The organism is Hymenobacter gummosus (assembly GCF_003970915.1).
Lineage (GTDB): Bacteria > Bacteroidota > Bacteroidia > Cytophagales > Hymenobacteraceae > Solirubrum > Solirubrum gummosum.
This window is the reverse complement of the sequence record NZ_RXOF01000001.1, coordinates 87,267-102,294: the sequence shown is the minus strand read 5'-3', so window position 1 is coordinate 102,294 and position 15,028 is coordinate 87,267. Positions and strand designations below refer to the sequence as shown.

At 66.8% G+C, this 15,028-nt stretch carries 16 protein-coding genes, 1 tRNA gene and 1 riboswitch; of the genes, 9 read left to right on the top strand and 8 right to left on the bottom strand.

Features of this window, described 5'->3' with window-relative positions; translation table 11 throughout:
• Positions 1–114: 114 nt before the first annotated feature.
• Positions 115–187 (bottom strand) — tRNA-Gly (locus tag EJV47_RS00550).
• 114 nt (positions 188–301) lie between these two features.
• Here EJV47_RS00550 and EJV47_RS00545 point away from each other — a divergent pair.
• From EJV47_RS00545 to EJV47_RS00530, 5 genes are all read left to right on the top strand, one after another.
• Positions 302–568 carry a hypothetical protein gene (locus tag EJV47_RS00545; RefSeq protein WP_126691189.1) on the top strand — a complete coding sequence of 89 codons (267 nt, stop codon included), beginning with the start codon at positions 302–304 and terminating at the stop codon, positions 566–568.
• 91 nt (positions 569–659) lie between these two features.
• On the top strand, positions 660–782 hold the full coding sequence (locus tag EJV47_RS28830; protein WP_279389048.1) for a hypothetical protein: 123 nt from the start codon (positions 660–662) through the stop codon (positions 780–782).
• 25 nt (positions 783–807) lie between these two features.
• Entirely contained in the window at positions 808–1,344 is a 537-nt protein-coding gene (locus tag EJV47_RS00540; RefSeq protein WP_126691188.1) for a GNAT family N-acetyltransferase, read from the top strand.
• A 2-nt stretch (positions 1,345–1,346) separates the two neighbouring features.
• A complete protein-coding gene (locus tag EJV47_RS00535; protein WP_126691187.1) occupies positions 1,347–2,405 on the top strand; it encodes a hypothetical protein in 1,059 nt (352 codons plus the stop codon).
• A gap of 40 nt (positions 2,406–2,445) precedes the next feature.
• Complete coding sequence (locus tag EJV47_RS00530; RefSeq protein ID WP_126691186.1) at positions 2,446–2,754, top strand: hypothetical protein; 309 nt, start codon at positions 2,446–2,448, stop codon at positions 2,752–2,754.
• A 24-nt stretch (positions 2,755–2,778) separates the two neighbouring features.
• On the opposite strand, the gene EJV47_RS00525 is transcribed toward EJV47_RS00530, so the two are convergent.
• The gene (locus EJV47_RS00525; RefSeq protein ID WP_243650962.1) at positions 2,779–5,076 is read right to left on the bottom strand and encodes a B12-binding domain-containing radical SAM protein; all 2,298 of its coding nucleotides are present in this window, start codon (positions 5,074–5,076) and stop codon (positions 2,779–2,781) included.
• 115 nt (positions 5,077–5,191) lie between these two features.
• Between EJV47_RS00525 and EJV47_RS00520 the strand changes: the two genes are divergently transcribed.
• Positions 5,192–5,863 (top strand): hypothetical protein, encoded by a 672-nt coding sequence (locus EJV47_RS00520; RefSeq protein WP_126691185.1) that lies wholly within the window; start codon positions 5,192–5,194, stop codon positions 5,861–5,863.
• Positions 5,864–5,906: 43 nt separating this feature from the next.
• Here EJV47_RS00520 and EJV47_RS00515 read toward each other — a convergent pair whose 3' ends face one another.
• Positions 5,907–7,406 carry a hypothetical protein gene (locus tag EJV47_RS00515; RefSeq protein ID WP_126691184.1) on the bottom strand — a complete coding sequence of 500 codons (1,500 nt, stop codon included), beginning with the start codon at positions 7,404–7,406 and terminating at the stop codon, positions 5,907–5,909.
• A gap of 162 nt (positions 7,407–7,568) precedes the next feature.
• On the opposite strand from EJV47_RS00515, the gene EJV47_RS00510 reads away from it, so the two are divergent.
• Positions 7,569–7,895: a hypothetical protein gene (locus EJV47_RS00510; RefSeq protein WP_126691183.1), complete on the top strand. Its 327-nt coding sequence runs from the start codon at positions 7,569–7,571 to the stop codon at positions 7,893–7,895.
• Positions 7,896–7,903: 8 nt separating this feature from the next.
• On the opposite strand, the gene EJV47_RS00505 is transcribed toward EJV47_RS00510, so the two are convergent.
• Together EJV47_RS00505 and EJV47_RS00500 are read right to left on the bottom strand one after the other, a co-directional pair.
• Positions 7,904–8,467, bottom strand: a complete 564-nt coding sequence (locus EJV47_RS00505) for a helix-turn-helix domain-containing protein (protein ID WP_126691182.1) — start codon at positions 8,465–8,467, stop codon at positions 7,904–7,906.
• Positions 8,468–8,474: 7 nt separating this feature from the next.
• Positions 8,475–8,846, bottom strand: coding sequence for a hypothetical protein (locus tag EJV47_RS00500; protein ID WP_126691181.1), 372 nt, complete (start codon positions 8,844–8,846; stop codon positions 8,475–8,477).
• Positions 8,847–9,102: 256 nt separating this feature from the next.
• Here EJV47_RS00500 and EJV47_RS00495 point away from each other — a divergent pair, with 256 nt between their 5' ends.
• On the top strand, positions 9,103–9,384 hold the full coding sequence (locus tag EJV47_RS00495) for a hypothetical protein (protein WP_126691180.1): 282 nt from the start codon (positions 9,103–9,105) through the stop codon (positions 9,382–9,384).
• A 75-nt stretch (positions 9,385–9,459) separates the two neighbouring features.
• Here EJV47_RS00495 and EJV47_RS00490 read toward each other — a convergent pair whose 3' ends face one another.
• Positions 9,460–10,500, bottom strand: coding sequence for a DUF5074 domain-containing protein (locus tag EJV47_RS00490; RefSeq protein ID WP_126691179.1), 1,041 nt, complete (start codon positions 10,498–10,500; stop codon positions 9,460–9,462).
• Between the two features lie 39 nt (positions 10,501–10,539).
• Positions 10,540–12,504: a TonB-dependent receptor gene (locus tag EJV47_RS00485; protein WP_126691178.1), complete on the bottom strand. Its 1,965-nt coding sequence runs from the start codon at positions 12,502–12,504 to the stop codon at positions 10,540–10,542.
• A gap of 160 nt (positions 12,505–12,664) precedes the next feature.
• Positions 12,665–12,888, bottom strand: a riboswitch (cobalamin riboswitch).
• Between the two features lie 172 nt (positions 12,889–13,060).
• Between EJV47_RS00485 and EJV47_RS00480 the strand changes: the two genes are divergently transcribed.
• A complete protein-coding gene (locus EJV47_RS00480) occupies positions 13,061–13,660 on the top strand; it encodes a DNA-3-methyladenine glycosylase (protein WP_126691177.1) in 600 nt (199 codons plus the stop codon).
• Positions 13,661–13,819: 159 nt separating this feature from the next.
• On the opposite strand, the gene EJV47_RS00475 is transcribed toward EJV47_RS00480, so the two are convergent.
• A complete protein-coding gene (locus tag EJV47_RS00475) occupies positions 13,820–15,016 on the bottom strand; it encodes a class I SAM-dependent methyltransferase (protein WP_126691176.1) in 1,197 nt (398 codons plus the stop codon).
• Positions 15,017–15,028: the final 12 nt, after the last annotated feature.

Sequence of the window (15,028 nt, the reverse complement as noted above, 5' to 3'; positions counted from 1 at the left end):
GAAACCTGGTTCACATCCTTCACGTCGATCATGGGTACGGGTAGTTTGCCCCGTAGATTGCCCCAGAAGCAGAACAAGCACTCAGGTATGAGCCTAAGTGCTTGTCTTTCAGTGAGCGGGAAACGAGGCTCGAACTCGCGACCCTCAGCTTGGGAAGCTGATGCTCTACCAACTGAGCTACTCCCGCTGATGGATTTGGTAAAGCAAAAATACACAGGCGGAGCGAATATCCAACTGGTTTGATGCCCCAGTGTGATTTGGGGCGGCGCAACGCGCTGGCAGATATTGCGTTGATTTGGACATGGCTTCTACTCTTTCCCCGACAACCCGCCGTTTGGTCGGGCTGATGCTGATAGTGGCGGGCGGACTGCTGGTCATTGCGCAGGTGCTGCGCTTTGCCGTGACGGCGGCCGAATGGCAGCAGGGCGGCTGGAACGCCGTGCAGACCACCTACCTGGTGCTGTCGGTGCTGATGCTGAGTTTGGGCGTACTCATTATTCGCTACGGCTGGCGTATGCGACAGGACGGGCGTATATCCGATGAGCCGGGCAAGGGCCGGATTTCCTGAGGCGTCTTTACTTCGTGAGCGTGGCTTACCAACCTCCGCGTCCTTGGTGGCGCCTGCTTCTGGGAATTGCCCTGCTGGCTTATGGGCGCTGATGCTAGCCGTGAACCTGTACGGCTGCGTGGTACTGGGCGCGGCGGGCCTGGGCAACGGTTGGTCGTTGCTGGTCGGTGGGGCGGCGCTGTTTATCGGCTGGCGCCTGTACCGGGTTGACTAACTTTGGGCTGAGCTTTCCCCTTCGTATGTCCTCACCCCTGCGCATCATTGCCGCCAAGCGTACGGCGGCCATAGCCGCCCAGCTGGCCGAGTTTGGCCGCCAGACCTTCTCCGACACCTACGCCGCGCAGAACCGGCCCGAGGACATGGCGGAGTACCTGGCCGAGCACTTTGGGCCGGAGCAGCAGCTGGCCGAGCTGCAGGACGCCAATACGGTGTTCTTCCTGGCCCTGATGCAGCAACAACTCGTCGGCTACGCCAAGCTCTACGTGGGCTCGGGGCTGGGAGCGGAGGCGGGGGCCGACGTGCGCACCCGCGCCGAGCTGCAGCGCCTGTACGTGCAGGAGGACTGGCAGGGTACCGGGCTGGGCGCGGCCCTGCTCCGGCGCTGCCTCGACGAAGCCCGGCAGCGTGGCTGTCGGACCTTGGTGCTGAGCGTGTGGGAGAAAAACGAAAAGGCCCAGGAATTCTACCGCCGCAAGGGCTTTAAGCAGATTGGCGAGACGGAATACCGCGTGGGCCAGGACGTGCAGAACGATTTTATCCTCCGCAAGGGGCTCTGAGTATGCGAAAAGCGGTGGACTGGACCGGAACGCTGCTGAGGCTGGCCGTTGGGCTGGCGGGCTGCACGCCGGCGGCCACCGAGCAGCCGCCCGCCGCGCCCACCGGCCGCTACGAAGGCACGCTCACTTACCGCGGCGCCGAGCTGCCTGTGGTGCTGAATCTGACCCAGGATACCGTCAGCCGCAGCGTGCAGCTACTGCTGCGGACCCCCGCCGCCCCGCCCTACAGCCGCTGGTTCGACAGTGTGGCCTACCAGGCCCCGGCGCTGACGGCCCGGCTGCCCGGCGGCTCGCGCCTGGCTCTGCGTGAGGAGCCCAACTTCCTGACCGGCACCGTGTGGCTGAACGATACGCTGCGGGCCGAGCTGGTGGCCGTGCGCCGCGGCACCCCCGATTTGCCCAGCTACGCCGTCATCCGCGCCTCGGGCCAGCCGGCCGCGCGCAGCTTTGTGCCGCTGGATACCGTGCAGCGGCGGCCCGCGCTGCTGCTCTGGGCCGCGCCCGGCGGCTTCGGAGCGGCTTGTGGGTGGGCCGACTGGCTGGCCCGGCAGGGCATGGTGGTGACGGTAGCGGCGCCCGGCGCCCAGCCCGATTCGGTGGCCGCCCGGCAGCTGAGCGCCGCGCTGCAGCTGCTGCGCAACTACGGCGCCGCCGGTGTCGACTCCGGCCGGGTGGGCGTGTGGGCGGCGGGGAGCGGCGGACGGGCGGCGCTGCTGGCCGTGGCGGCCGGGGCGCGGCCCGCGGGGCTGATTGTGCAGGGCGCCGCGCTTGCGGGGCCCGACCAAGCCTGGCTACGGTCCCGCGGTCGGCGCGGCTTGCGCCGACCGGTGCTGGGCCTGTACGGCGGCCGGGATACCGCCCTCAACGTGCCCGAAAGTAGTCAGCTGCTGCGCAAGGCCGTGGCGGGCCAGCCCCAATCGGGCGTGAAGGTGTACGCGCTGGCCAACGGGGCGCTGTTGCTGCCCGCCCCGGCCGATTCGGTACGGCGCTGGCCGCTGCCGCCCGCCGATTTGGCGCCCAGCCTGTGGGAGTGGCTGAGCGGGTTACGTTCCGGCCGCTGAGGGCATCAAGGGCGTGTTTTTGCATTAGCTCACTCGCCCGATGCTTGCTCTGCTACTTATTGCCTTGCCTGTATTCGCACAGCTGTTCCTGCTGCTGTACCCCCGTTTTCGGAGCCTGCCGGTGCGGCCGCAGCGCGCCTACGTAGCGGCAACGCTGCTCGGGCTGCTGACGCCTTTCGCCGCCGCGCAGCTAGTAGGGCAGCAGAACGATGCCGGCCGCCTGTACCGCGCAACCTGCGGCATGATGCCGACCTCGTTTCTGCTGGGCGGATTGCTGATTACGGCCACAGTATTGCCGGCTATTGCGGTTCTGCACTGGGCGGGGAATAAGCTGCTGGCTCGGAGCTAAGGCGGGCGCAACTGCCCCGCCGACCTACACTAGCAGCAAGCCTTTCTCGCGCAGCAGCAGCCAGGCCGGCGATACCAGCAGCGACTCGAAACTCAGCCCGGCTTCGGCGGCCGGAAATGAAGCGGCGGCCTCTTTCAGCAGCAGCTTGGAGTCGTAATCGGTGGCGAGGCGCGTGAGCAGGTCGGTCAGCCAACGGCCGATGACGGGCGTGGTTTTCAGCTCAAAGTCCTCGGCCTGCTCGTAGAAGGTCAGCACGGCCTGCTCGGTGGCGCGGCCTTTTTTCTGCCGGGTTTCCAGGCGCAGCTCGGGGGCGTTGCCCAGCCAGAACAGGCGCTGGTTTTGCCGGGCGAAGTCGGGCTTGCCGGGCTCGGTGAGGGCCGATTCGATGAGCTGCCGCGGCACGGTGGGGCGGGGCACCCGGAAGTCGAACCAGAACTGCAGGGGCTCGTGCAGGGCTACGCCGTGCATGTAATTGTAGAGGGCCTTGGCCAGACCGGGACCAAACTGCTCGTGGTCGGCGCCGGTGGGGTCGTCGTGCCAAAGGTCGTTCCAGGCGAAGGCGCCGGGCTCGGGGCCGATTTGCCGCACCTTGTATTTCGCCGGGTTCTTGCCCACGGGCGAGTGGGCCGTCATGGCGAAGCGGTGCCAGTAGCCCGACTGCACGATGCCGGCCTGAAACAGCTGCCGCACCACTTCCAGCGAATCCACCGTTTCCTGGGCGGTTTCGGTGGGGAAGCCGTACATCAGGTAGGCGTGCACCATGATGCCGGCCTGGGTGAAGCCCTCCGTCACGCGCGCCACCTGGGCAATGGTCACGCCCTTTTCCATCAGGGCCAGCAGCCTATCCGAAGCCACTTCCAGCCCACCCGACACGGCAATGCAGCCCGAAGCGGCCAGCAGGCGGCAGAGGTCGGGCGTGAAGGTCTTCTCGAAGCGGATATTGCCCCACCAGGTGATGCTCACGCGGCGCTTGAGCAGCTCGATGGCCAGGTCGCGCAGGGCCAGGGGCGGCGCGGCCTCGTCGACGAAGTGAAAGCCAGTCTGCCCGGTCTGCTGCACGATTTGCTCGATGCGGTCGACCAGCAACGTGCTCGGGGCGGTTTCGTAGCGCGCAATGTAGTCCAGCGTCACGTCGCAGAAGCTGCAGCGCTTCCAGTAGCAGCCGTGGGCCACGGTGAGCTTGTTCCAGCGCCCGTCGCTCCAGAGCCGGTGCATGGGGTTCAGCACCTCAATGACGGAGAGGTAGTCGCGAATCGGCAGCCCGTCGTAGTCCGGCGTGCCGATTTCGGTGTGCGGAATGTCGGCCGTGGTGGCTTCGTTGTGATACTCTACCTGGCCGGTGGCCGGGTTGCGCAGGAAGGTGCGCTGGAATTGGGTTTCTGGTTGCTCGTTGCTGGTTTCTAGTTGTTGGTGATATACATCTGTGCCAGCTATTGAACTAGCAACCAGCAACGAGCGACCAGAAACCACCTCCAAAATCCGCAGCCACGGCCCCTCGCCGTCGTCGAGGGTGAGGTAGTCGATGTAGTCGAAAAAGCGGGGCTCCTTGATGCCGCGCAGCTCGGTGTTGGGGTAGCCGCCGCCCATCAGGGTGCGCACCGCCGGGTTTTGGCGCTTGGCGTACTGGGCCAGGCGCAGGGCGCCGTAAAGGTTGCCGGGGAAGGGCACCGTGAAGCCGATAACGTCGGGCTGCTCGCGCGCCAGCAGCGCCTCGAAGCACTCCAGCATGATTTCATCCACCAGGTTCGGGGCGGTTTGCAGGGCGGCGTGCAGCTCGTCGAAGCTCGTGGCGGTGAGGCCCAGGTGCTCGGCGTAGCGCGAGAAGCCGAACTGCGGGCCGACGGTTTCCTTGAGCAGATCGGCCAGGTCTTCGAGGTAGAGCGTGGCCAGGTGCCGGGCCTGGTCGGTGAGGCCCATGGTGCCGAAGGCGGTTTCCAGGTCGGCCACGTTGTCGAAGCGGGCGGCTTCGGGCAGGAAGCGGCCGTGGCAGATGCGCGAGGCCAGCGTCAGGTCCTTGTTCTGCAGAAAGCGGATGACCGGCTCCACGGTGGCTTCGTAGCGGCGGCGCAGGCGCAGCATCCGCCGGGCGTTGTCCGACAGCTCGAACCCGCCCTGCTCCACGGCGTCGAACACCCGGCGCAGCCCCGCGGCCGAAAACAGCCGCAGCACCAGCTCAATGCCGATATCGGCCTGGGCAGCGTGGTAGCCGCGCCCGCGCAGGAAACCCGTGAGGTAGGCCGTGGCCGGGTACGGGGTGTTCAGCTGCGTGAGCGGCGGGGTGATGAGCAGGATGCGCAGGGGCGGGGTAGAAGTCGTCGGCACGGGGCAACAACCGCCACGGGGCGGCAAAGGTGCCCGCAAAGGTACGGCGCACGGGGCCGCTGATGGTACAAACTCCTATTTTCACGGCTCCCGTCGCATTGCTTATAACCGCGCTATGATGCAGCCCGTTACCATTCAGCAGCCCGCGCCCTGCCACGAAAGCTGGGAGGCCATGACGCCTACCGACCTGGGCCGGCACTGCGCCGCCTGCCAAACCCTGGTCGTCGACTTTACTCAAATGACGGATGCGGAGGTAGTGGCATTTCTGCGCCATACTATCCCAGGCAACCGTTGCGGGCGGTTTCGGGAAGACCAGGTGGGGCGGCCGATGCTGGCGGCCGCGCAGCCCGTAACCGGGCTTCGGCGCTGGGCCGTGGCCGGGGTTCTGCTACTGGGGTCGGTATTCGGGCTGAAAGCGCGGGCGCAAAGCGCAACGCCTGAAACCAATGAACAAGGGATGCTGCCGGCCGCTCTACAGCCTACCCCGTTTACTATCTCTGACAGCTTATTTCTTGTGCAGGGAGTGGTGCGCAACTGGTGGGGCGTACGTCAGGCTGGGGCGCAGGTGAAGGTGGGGTGGATCAGGAAGACAACCGACGCCAAGGGATATTTTAGTGCTCATATACCGTATACCAGCCGAGGCAACATCCAATATATCACGGCGTGGGGGAAGCCACCCAGGATACACATGACATTGAGGGCGAAAGTGCCTTTTGACTCCGCCCGGACCAAGCCTTACCGTATTAAACTGAGGAGAGTAGCTGATTACAGCGTAGGTTTCTATTGACTGCCTAAAAAGGCAGTCGAAAAGGGTGCAAGTATGTCCGCGCCTATATCTTCATGCCGCTCATGCGCATGAGCGGGGCGTTGAGGCGCAGATATACCTGGGCCGATACCGGCGTGCGGCCGTAGTAGCCGCGCAGCTCCGCATCGGGGCGGTACACGGTGCCCTGGGCGCCCAGGTGCAGCTCGGGGCCTTTCTGGCCCAGTTGGGTGAGGCGGTAGCTGGTGCCGAGCGTGAGGGCATGGACGTTGAAGCTGGTTTCGGTTTCCTCGTTGTGGGGCACCTGCAGCTCGTCGGCGTCTTTCTGCACGAATTCGTAGCGGCCGTACAGGGTGGGGCGGCCCAGCGTGAGGTTGGTTTCGGCCAGGGCCGAATGCTCCCGGCCGTGGTCCGATTTGTTCATGCCCCAGATGAGTGAGGAAGCCATAAAGCGGTAATCGGCCCACTGGCGGGAGTGCAGCACGGCGGCGGTGGTGCGCGTCACGTTGTCCTCGGGGTGCAGCTCCTCGGGGCTTTTGATGTAAGCCTGCCCGGCTTCGAGCACCAGCTCCTTGGTGGGCGCCCACTGCAGGCGGCCGGCCCAGGAATCGGCGCGGGGCCGGTCGAAGTTGTAGCGGTGCTCGTCGGGCTCCCGGCCGGTGAAGTTCGAGCCCTCGATTTTGAACTGCTTGTAGCGCAGCCCCACGCTGGCCACCCCGAAGGTGATGTGCGTCGCGTCGACCCAGTGGTGGGAGAGGGGCGCGTCGGGGTTGGGCATGGCCGAAATGCGGTGCATAAACGCCGTGGGGCCCACGGCCGGCTCGCCGGGGTAGCCCAGATACAGCGTCAGGTCCACGTCTGCACTGAAAGCGTGGGTGTAGCCGATGCTCAGCGCCGAAAACAGGTCGTGCGGGTGCTGCCGGTCCACCAGCGGCCGGCCCCGGTACGCCTCGCCACTCTGAAACAGCAGCGGGTAGCCGTTGCCGCCCTCGGTGAGCGGGTCCAGGGAAATCATGGCCGTCAGGTTCAGCAGGCCCTTGCGGCCCACGTTGCGCTGGGCCATGGTCATAAACCAGTTGGGCGCGTCCCAGGTGCTGCCGCCGCGCTCGGGGCCCGAGCGGCCGATGTTCTGGTTGGTGTAGCGCCCGAAGATGGCGCCGTGGTTCATCACCATCCACTGGCCGTGGTGGCTCATCCACATGTACATGGGCGTGGCGTCGGGCTGCCAGGCCGTGCCCGAGCCGTTGCGCGACATGGGCAGATTGCGCGAGTACGCGTGCGACATGCCCTCCATGCCGCCGTGCATCATATGCTGGTGGCTGGAATCGGCCGCCGTGCCCGGCATCGGGTGGCCGGCGTGCTGGCTATGGTCGACGGCCGGCGGCTGGCCCTGGTGCCCGGCGTGGTTGGGGGCGGGCATGGCGTGGCCGCGGTGCGTGGTATCCGGGGCGGCCGCGGGTGAGGCCGGGCGGGGCGTCGGCGCCGGCTGGGCCGGCTGATGCTGATGGTGTTGGGCGGCGGCAGCCAGGGGCAGCCACAGCGCCAGCAAGGGCAGAAGAGGTTTCATTGGGAACGGCGGTAAATACTAGCCTACATACCCCGCTCAGACCCCCGTGGTTGGTGCAAGATTCGCCGTTTGGCCGTACGATTTTCGGCGCCGCCGCGGACCGGTGGTAATTTGAGCCGCGGCGTCGTCGCTGGTCCGGCGCGTTGCGTACACGCCAGTGCTATGTCCAGGAAAGCCTTGTACGAGAAGATTCAGGCCGAATACCGGGCGCAGCTGCGCCCGACGGTAGCGGAAATCGAGGCGGCGCTGGCGCGCATCTACGGCCACCAGTTTCACCCCACCAGCGCCGGCCCGCGCCTGATTGCCGGCGCCGATTCCTTGCGCAACATCGTGCGGACCATCAACCGCATGCGCCTGGAAAGCGGCTTCCTCGACAGCTACAGCCCGCCGCCCGGCCCGCGCCGGGCCACCGTGCGCTGCGCCCACGAAGGCTGCCAGGAGCTGGCCCTCGACCGGGGCAGCTTCTGCTACATGCACGACGCGGAGTAGCCCTGAGGCTAGGCCAACTGGTCGAGGGAAGTGCGCTGCGGGTTGGCCTTATACTCGGTCACCGTCTGGCCCGTCACCTGCCGGAACTGGGTGCTCAGGTGCTGGGAGGAGCTGTAGCGCAGCTCGTCGGCAATTTCGGCCAGGGTGAGCTGCCCGTAGCTGAGCAGCTCCTTCACCCGCTCGATTTTCAGGCGGATAAGGTATTTCTCCAACGTGAGGCCCACCAGGCGCGAAAACAGCTTGCTCAGGTGGGCGTAGGAAGCCCCAAACTTCTCTTCGAGGAAGGCCGACGTGGTCAGCGGCGCCCGGGCGGTGCGCAGGTGCTCCAGGTACTCGGCCAGGGCGGTTTTTACCTGGTCCACCAGCTGCTCGTCGCGGCTCTGCAGCAGCTCGAAGCCGGCCGCCTGCAGCAGCGGCTGCACCTGGGCCGGGTCGGCGGGCGTAGCTTCGTCGAGGGTGGCGTGGCCCAGCGTCACCGCCACCGGGCGCAGGCCGGCTGCTTCCAGAATCTGCTGCACCGTGCTGATGCAGCGCGGGCAAACCATGTTCTTGATGTGCAGCTCGGTGGTCATGGCGGGCTTAGTCGGAGTTGGCAGACGAGCGGGGCGCGTAGCGGGCGGGCTTGGGCGCGGCGGGCGTTTTGGGCGTGTTCGTGGCCTTGCGGCGCGTGGGCTGCGGGGTAGGGGCCTCGGCCCAGGTGCGCCCAAACCAGTGCTCGGCCGCCCAGTTGACAAACGGCACCACGGCCAGAAAAGTGACACCCAGCAGCACAAACCACACGAACGTAGCCCCCAGCAGCCGCCCGAAAAAGCCCTCGGTCAGTCCAAACAAATAAGCTATCAGCGCAAACGACAGCACAAAGCTCACCGCCAGCAAAATGCCGGCGCGGCGCAGCAGCGGGTGAGAAAAGGCGGAAGCTTTCGGGGAGGAGCGACGACGCGGAGCAGCCATGGGGGCAAAGATAGGATTCAATGGCGGGTGGCGGTTCAGCCGTCAGGTCCCGGCTGGGAACAGGCAACCTGGGTTGTGGAGTAGCCTAACGCTAGAGTTGGTCAGCGGCGGCGTTTCGGCGGAGCTACCCCGCCGCCGGGCCGGCCAGATAACCCGGGCCGCCGCATTAGCGTTTGGGCTAGCACGCAGGCTTCCGCCGCCAAGGCCGGCTGCGTATATTGCCCGAACCACATTTACCCTCTCTCCTCTCACGTCCATGAACACCTTATTCCACCCACTGCGGAGCCTGCGCTACCTGGGCGCGGCCCTGCTGCTGACGGCCGGCCTCAGCGCCTGCAGCACCGGCACCGAATCCGGCGACACCAACGTTGAAACCGGCCACGACAAATACCCGCGCAACCCCGGCGCCCAAACTGCCAACGACGGCATCGACAGCGGCCGCGTGCAGCGCGAAGGCGCCGTGAGCGAGCAGGAGCGCATGTACCAGAACGGCAGCGAGCGGCAAGACCACGACAACGACGGCAAAGCCGACCAGTAATGCCTAGCCCAACGGATAGCAAAAAAGCCCTGCCGCGCGAGCGGCAGGGCTTTTTTGCTACGCGGACGGAGCTGCTTAGTAGAACAGGAAGCTGTTCGGCGCAATGGCTACGTTAAACGAGTCGATAACCGTACCCGTGGTGGTGTAGCGGATGACGCGCCCGTCGGCCGTGTAGGAGCCGGCACCGGCGTACACGGTGTTGTCCTGCGGGTCGATGCCCAGGCCGGTGAGGTTGCGGCGCAGGAAGGGCGTGGTGGGCAGGGCCGTGGCCGTGGTGGCAAAGCGGTACACGGCCCCGGCAATCGACACGTACACCTGGTCGCGGGCCGCGTTCAGGCGCAGGTTGCCGTTGCGGTAGTCGCTGGTGATGCCGATGCGCGTCTGCTGCGTCGGCGTGGCGGGGTTGAAGCGCGTCAGGAAAGCGTCGGACAGCACCCAGATATTGCCGGCTGCGTCTTCCGCCAGCTGGCGCGGTCCGTCGGGTACCGTCACCGACGATTCCACCGTGTTGTTACCGGGGTTGATAACCGAGAGCGTATTGCCGTAGCTGTTGGCCACGTACAGCTTGCCGCCGGCCAGCAGGATTTGCTCCGGGTTGACGCCCACCGTAATTTGCTGCGCCACGGTGTTGGTGCTCAGGTCAATAACCGACACGCGGCCAGCAGTGTAGTTGGGGTAGTTGCCACGCCACTCCGTCAGGAAGGCCCGGCTGCCGGTGCTGGTCAGGTAGCGCGGCTGCGAGAGGTTGGTAATCTGCGCCACCGCCTTGAAGTTCTTCATGTCGACCACCTCCACGCGCCCGTCGGCATTGACCACGATGTAGCCCCGGTCGCCGATAACCGTCATCGACTGGGCCACGTTGCCCAGCTCGCGCTGATTCTGCTTCTGGAACAGGTTACGCTCTACGGCCTTGGTGCTCTTGTTGTACAGGCTCACAGCGCTGTTGGGCTGGTTGAACTGCCCCTCGTTGACCACCAGCACCGACTGCCCGGCCACCACAACGGCCGGTTCGGTGGTGACTTTGTCGTCGTCGCAGCTGCTGAAGAGCAGGCCGGCGGCCAGCAGGCCGGCGAAGGTGCGGAGGGCCGGGAAGCCCGGGCGGAAAACGTTTTTCATATCGGAAAGGGAGTGAAAGAAGGTCGGGTTAAGACTTGGCTACTGCCAGGCGGCACGCAGGCTCAGGGCCCAGGCGCGCGGCGGCATCACGTGGAAGGCGTAGTTCTGGTATTCCTGGTTGGTGAGGTTGAAGCCGCGCAGCAGGGCCGTCAGTTGCCAGCGCCCGGCCGTCAGCTCCCGGCCCACCGAGGCGTTGAGCACGGCGTAGGCGGGCAGCTCCGTCACGGCGGCCGCATCAGTGAAGCGCACCCCCGTAAAGCTGGCGTTGGTCGACAGCGTCCAGCGGCGCCAGCGGTGGTCGGTATTCAGCGCGGCGGCGTGGCGCGGCACGTACATCAACTGCCGGCCCACCGGGTCGGTATCCAGCGGCGTGCCCTGGGTTTTCTGGGCCTGGGTGAAGGTGTAGGCGCCCGTCGCGCTGAGCTGGTAGGCCGCCAGCTGCCAGCGCAGGGTGCTGCTGGCTTCGAGGCCCTGGGTGCGCACCTGCCGCAGGTTGCGCGGACTGTAGTAGCCGGTCAGTGGGTCCTGGGGCCACTCTATCCAGTCGTCGACCACCAGGCGGTAAGCCGTCAGCTCGGTTTGCAGCAGCAGGGTGTGGGCCGCGTTCAGGGCCGTTTCGTGGTGCAGGCCGGCTTCGTAGCCCAGCCCCAGCTCCGGTTTGAGGTCGGGGTTGCCGCCGGGGCGCCAGTACCGGTCATTCAGGGTGGGGGCGCGGTAGCTGCGGGCGGCGTTGGCCTTGAGCCAAAGCTGCTGCCCGGCTGTGCGCCAGAGCTGCCACTCGGCCCCCAGCGTAGGCGCCAGGGGTGGACGGCGGTTCGGAATAAAGGCCTGCCGGGCGTTCAGCGTGAGCCGCAGCCGGGCCGTGGGGTCGTAGCGCAGCAGGGCAAAGGCGGCCCCGCGCCACTCCGTGATGCGCCCGCCGTAGCCGTCGACGCGGGCCACGAACTGCTGGCCCTCGGCACCGGCGCGCACCTGCAGGTTGGGCCGCGGCCGGAAGGTGTGCTCGGCCTGGGCCTGGCGTACCTGGGTGTAAGAGTGGCTGGTGGCCAGCTCGTCGCTGGCGTACAAGATGGCGTCGCCAAACCAGGCGGCCTGCACCAGCGTCTCGCCGCGGGCGTGGCGCTGCCGGTAGCCCAGCACCAGGCGGCCGCTCTGGTCGCGCTGCCGGGCATGCACGTCGCGAATACCCAGTGCGGGCTGAATCTGCCGGTCGGAGGCCGTGAGCCAGGCGGCGGCAAACAGCTCGGCCCGCGGATTCAACTGCACGCTGATATCCTGGGTGAGGCTGCTCTGGCTGAGGGCGGCGTTGCGCTGGCGGCGGCGCACCTCCCCGGCAAACTCGCGCACGGTGTAGGGGTAATCGTTCTGGGCCGTGCGCTGCTGAAAGCTGGTGCGCACGCTCACCCGGTCCGTGCGGTCCGAACCGGTCAGCCCCAGCGTCAGCGCCCCGAAGCTGCCGGCTTCAAGCAGTCCGGCCACCTGGGTGCCGCGGGCCACCGGGGCCGTGCCCAGCACCACCGCACCGCCCACTGCGCCGGTGCCGTACTGGGCCGCTGCTGGGCCGTGCTGCACGTCGATGCGGGCCGCCGCCGCCACCGGCAGCAAGTTCAGGTCAGCCTGCCCAAGGGAAGGAAAGTTCAGTGAGAAGCCGTGCCAGAGCACCGCCGTGTGCCGCGCCGCCGTGCCCCGAATCGACATTGAAGCCAGTTGCCCCGGCCCGTAGGTGCGCAGGTACAGCGGCGTGCGCGCCGACAGCGCCTCGGCCACCGTGCTGCTGCGGTAGGGCGCCAGCGCGGCCGAGTCGAGGGAGGTGAAGCGGCTGCCGGCGGCGTAGCGGGCGGGCCGCAGGGCCTGTACCTGCACGGTGGGCAGCACGCGCCGGCTGGTGTCGGCGGGCAGCGCGGCCGACTGCGCCCACACCGGGGCCTGGCTGCTGCCGAAAAGCAGCGCGACAAGCCAGCCGCGCCGCAGCGCAGAGGGGAAAAAGGCGTACGTCCGAACCAAAGTTTTCGAGGGCGAAAAATTCGGTCCAGGACCAGGCGCGCAGCACCGCAGCGGTGCTGGTAGCCGGGCCGAGGCAGAATCAGGCAAGACAGGCCGGCGCCGCAAGGCGGCCAAGCCCGGGAAATTGATTCATTCTCCGCCCGTCCTCCGCAGGCGCCGAACACTAAGATGCGCAGGGGCAGGTCTCCTGACTTGCTTCGCGCCGGGCGGCCTTCCCATTCCTCCGGCGGCCCGAGCGGCCTCCTTCAGCGGAACAGTGGCGAGCGGTGCCCGACGCATGCGGTGAAGCTTACAGTTGCGGGGACAGTCGCCGAATCTCACGGCATTCCCTTTTCAGCCGCGCCCCCCAATCGGGGTCTGGCCACCCATGCGGGGGCAAAGATAAACCGCTGATTTGACTTGATTACACTGATGACGCTGATTCGGGCGGCGCGGGCCGGTCCCGGGCCTGCCGAAACGCTGCTGCCGGAGCCACGCAATGCCGTTGCGGCGCTGGGCTTAGCAGTTCAGGGCGCACGGAAGAAGCGCGCGGCCAGCCGGGGCCGTACAAAGCGCCATGAAACTTCCGCTCACTTACTACCAGCAGCCCGATGTGGTGGCCCTGGCCCGCGACCTGCTCGGCAAATACGTCTATTCCCGCATCGACGGGGTACTGACCGGCGGCCGCATCGTCGAAACCGAGGCCTACGCCCACATCGACGACCAGGCCTGCCACTCCCACCTGGGCCGCTTCACCAAGCGCACCCGCGTCATGTACGAAGCCGGGGGCGTGGCCTACGTCTACCTGATTTACGGCCGCTACGCCCTGTTCAACATCATCACCAACGTCGCCGGCAAGGCCGACGCCGTGCTTATCCGCGCCATCGAGCCCACCGAGGGCCTGCCCGAAATGCAGCTGCGCCGCGGCCTCGCCCAGCCGGCCCGCAACCTCACTGCCGGCCCCGGCCTGCTCACCCAGGCCCTGGGCATCGGCACGCAGCACTACGGCACCGACCTCACCGGCGACCTTATCTGGCTGGAAGACCACCACGAGCCCGTCGCACCCGACAACGTGCTGGCCAGCCCCCGCGTCGGCATCGACTACGCCGGCGCCGACGCCGCCCTGCCTTGGCGTTTCCGCCTCAAGGATAGCAAGTGGACGAGCCCGGCACGGTGAGATAGTGAGGCGGTGAAATGGTGAGTTTGATGTTCAGGTACCCTGAATGCGCAAACGGTCCCGACAACAAGCGTTGTCGGGGCCGTATCGGGCTTGTGGCTGCCAAGTGTGGTTTGAACGTCAACTCACCATTTCACCACCTCACTATTTCACCGCCCGTCAGGGGGCCAGCCGCTCGCACACCAGCACGATGAGGCGGCCGGTGAGGTCGGTGGTGGCCAGCAGGTAAGTGGTGCCGCCTTCGCGGATGCCGGTGCGGTGCCGGATTTCGGCTACCGAGTCGGGGAAGTTGCGGGTGGTGACGTGGGCGCGCTGCTCGGGGCCGAGGTGGCTGAGCAGTTCCTTCTTGTCGTAGCGGGCCACGGCCCGGCAGTGGAAGATGCGGCCGGGAAAGTCCTCGCGCAGCTGATTGGAAGTGTACAGGTGGCTGTGCTGGTGCAGCTTCAGCAGGCCGAAGCTGGTGCCCACGCTCTTAAAGCTGCCCGCCTTCAGCACGGCCACGTTGGGCTCGTAGATGTAGTCCTGCGGCTCGGCGTAGCGCGGTACGGCCTTGGCTTCGCGGGTGCGGTTCGAGCGGAACGTCTGCTCCCGCCCGTCGCGCAGCAGGTTTACCGTCAGCCGCTCGGGGTCCACGGCGGCTTCCTGGCCCAGCTCGTACAGCACTTCCTTGCACTCGTTGTCGACGGCCACCACCCACAGGCGGCGCACGCAGCCCAGCTCCTGAATGGCTTGGTCTACGTCGAGCATGGGCGAGGTTTTGAGCAGCACGCGCTCGGCCTTGCGCAGCAGCAGCGGCAGCAGGCGCAGCACGTCCGGCTCGCAGTCGGCCAGGCGGAAGATTTTCTTATCCGCCGTGTCGCGCCGGGCCGGGTCGAGGTAAATCCAGTCGAAGTGCCCGTCGGGCTGTTCGCGCAGCCAGGTGGCGGCGTCACCCACGTGGCAGTGCACATTCGATACGCCGAGCACGTCCAGGTTGTGGCGCACCACCTCGGCCAGCGGCGCATTGCGCTCCACGTAGTGCACTTCCTGCACCGCGCGGGCGAAATAGCTGCTGTCGACGCCGAAGCCGCCGGTGAGGTCGGCCAGGCGGGTGCCGCCCACGAGGCTGGCCTTGAACGCGGCCGTGCGCGCCGAAGAGGCCTGCTCCACCGACAAGGCGGGCGGAAACACGAGGTCGGGATTGGCAGCCCAGGCGGGCAGCTTGGTTTTGGCCTTCTGGCGGGCTTGAATCTGGCGTACCAACTCGGGCACGGGCAGATTAGGGTAACGGCGGGCCTGCAGGGCCAGCTTGGCGGGGTCGTCGTGCAGGTGCTCGGCCACGTATTGCCGGGCCGCTGCCGACAGGGAAACGTCCATCACAACGGTAAG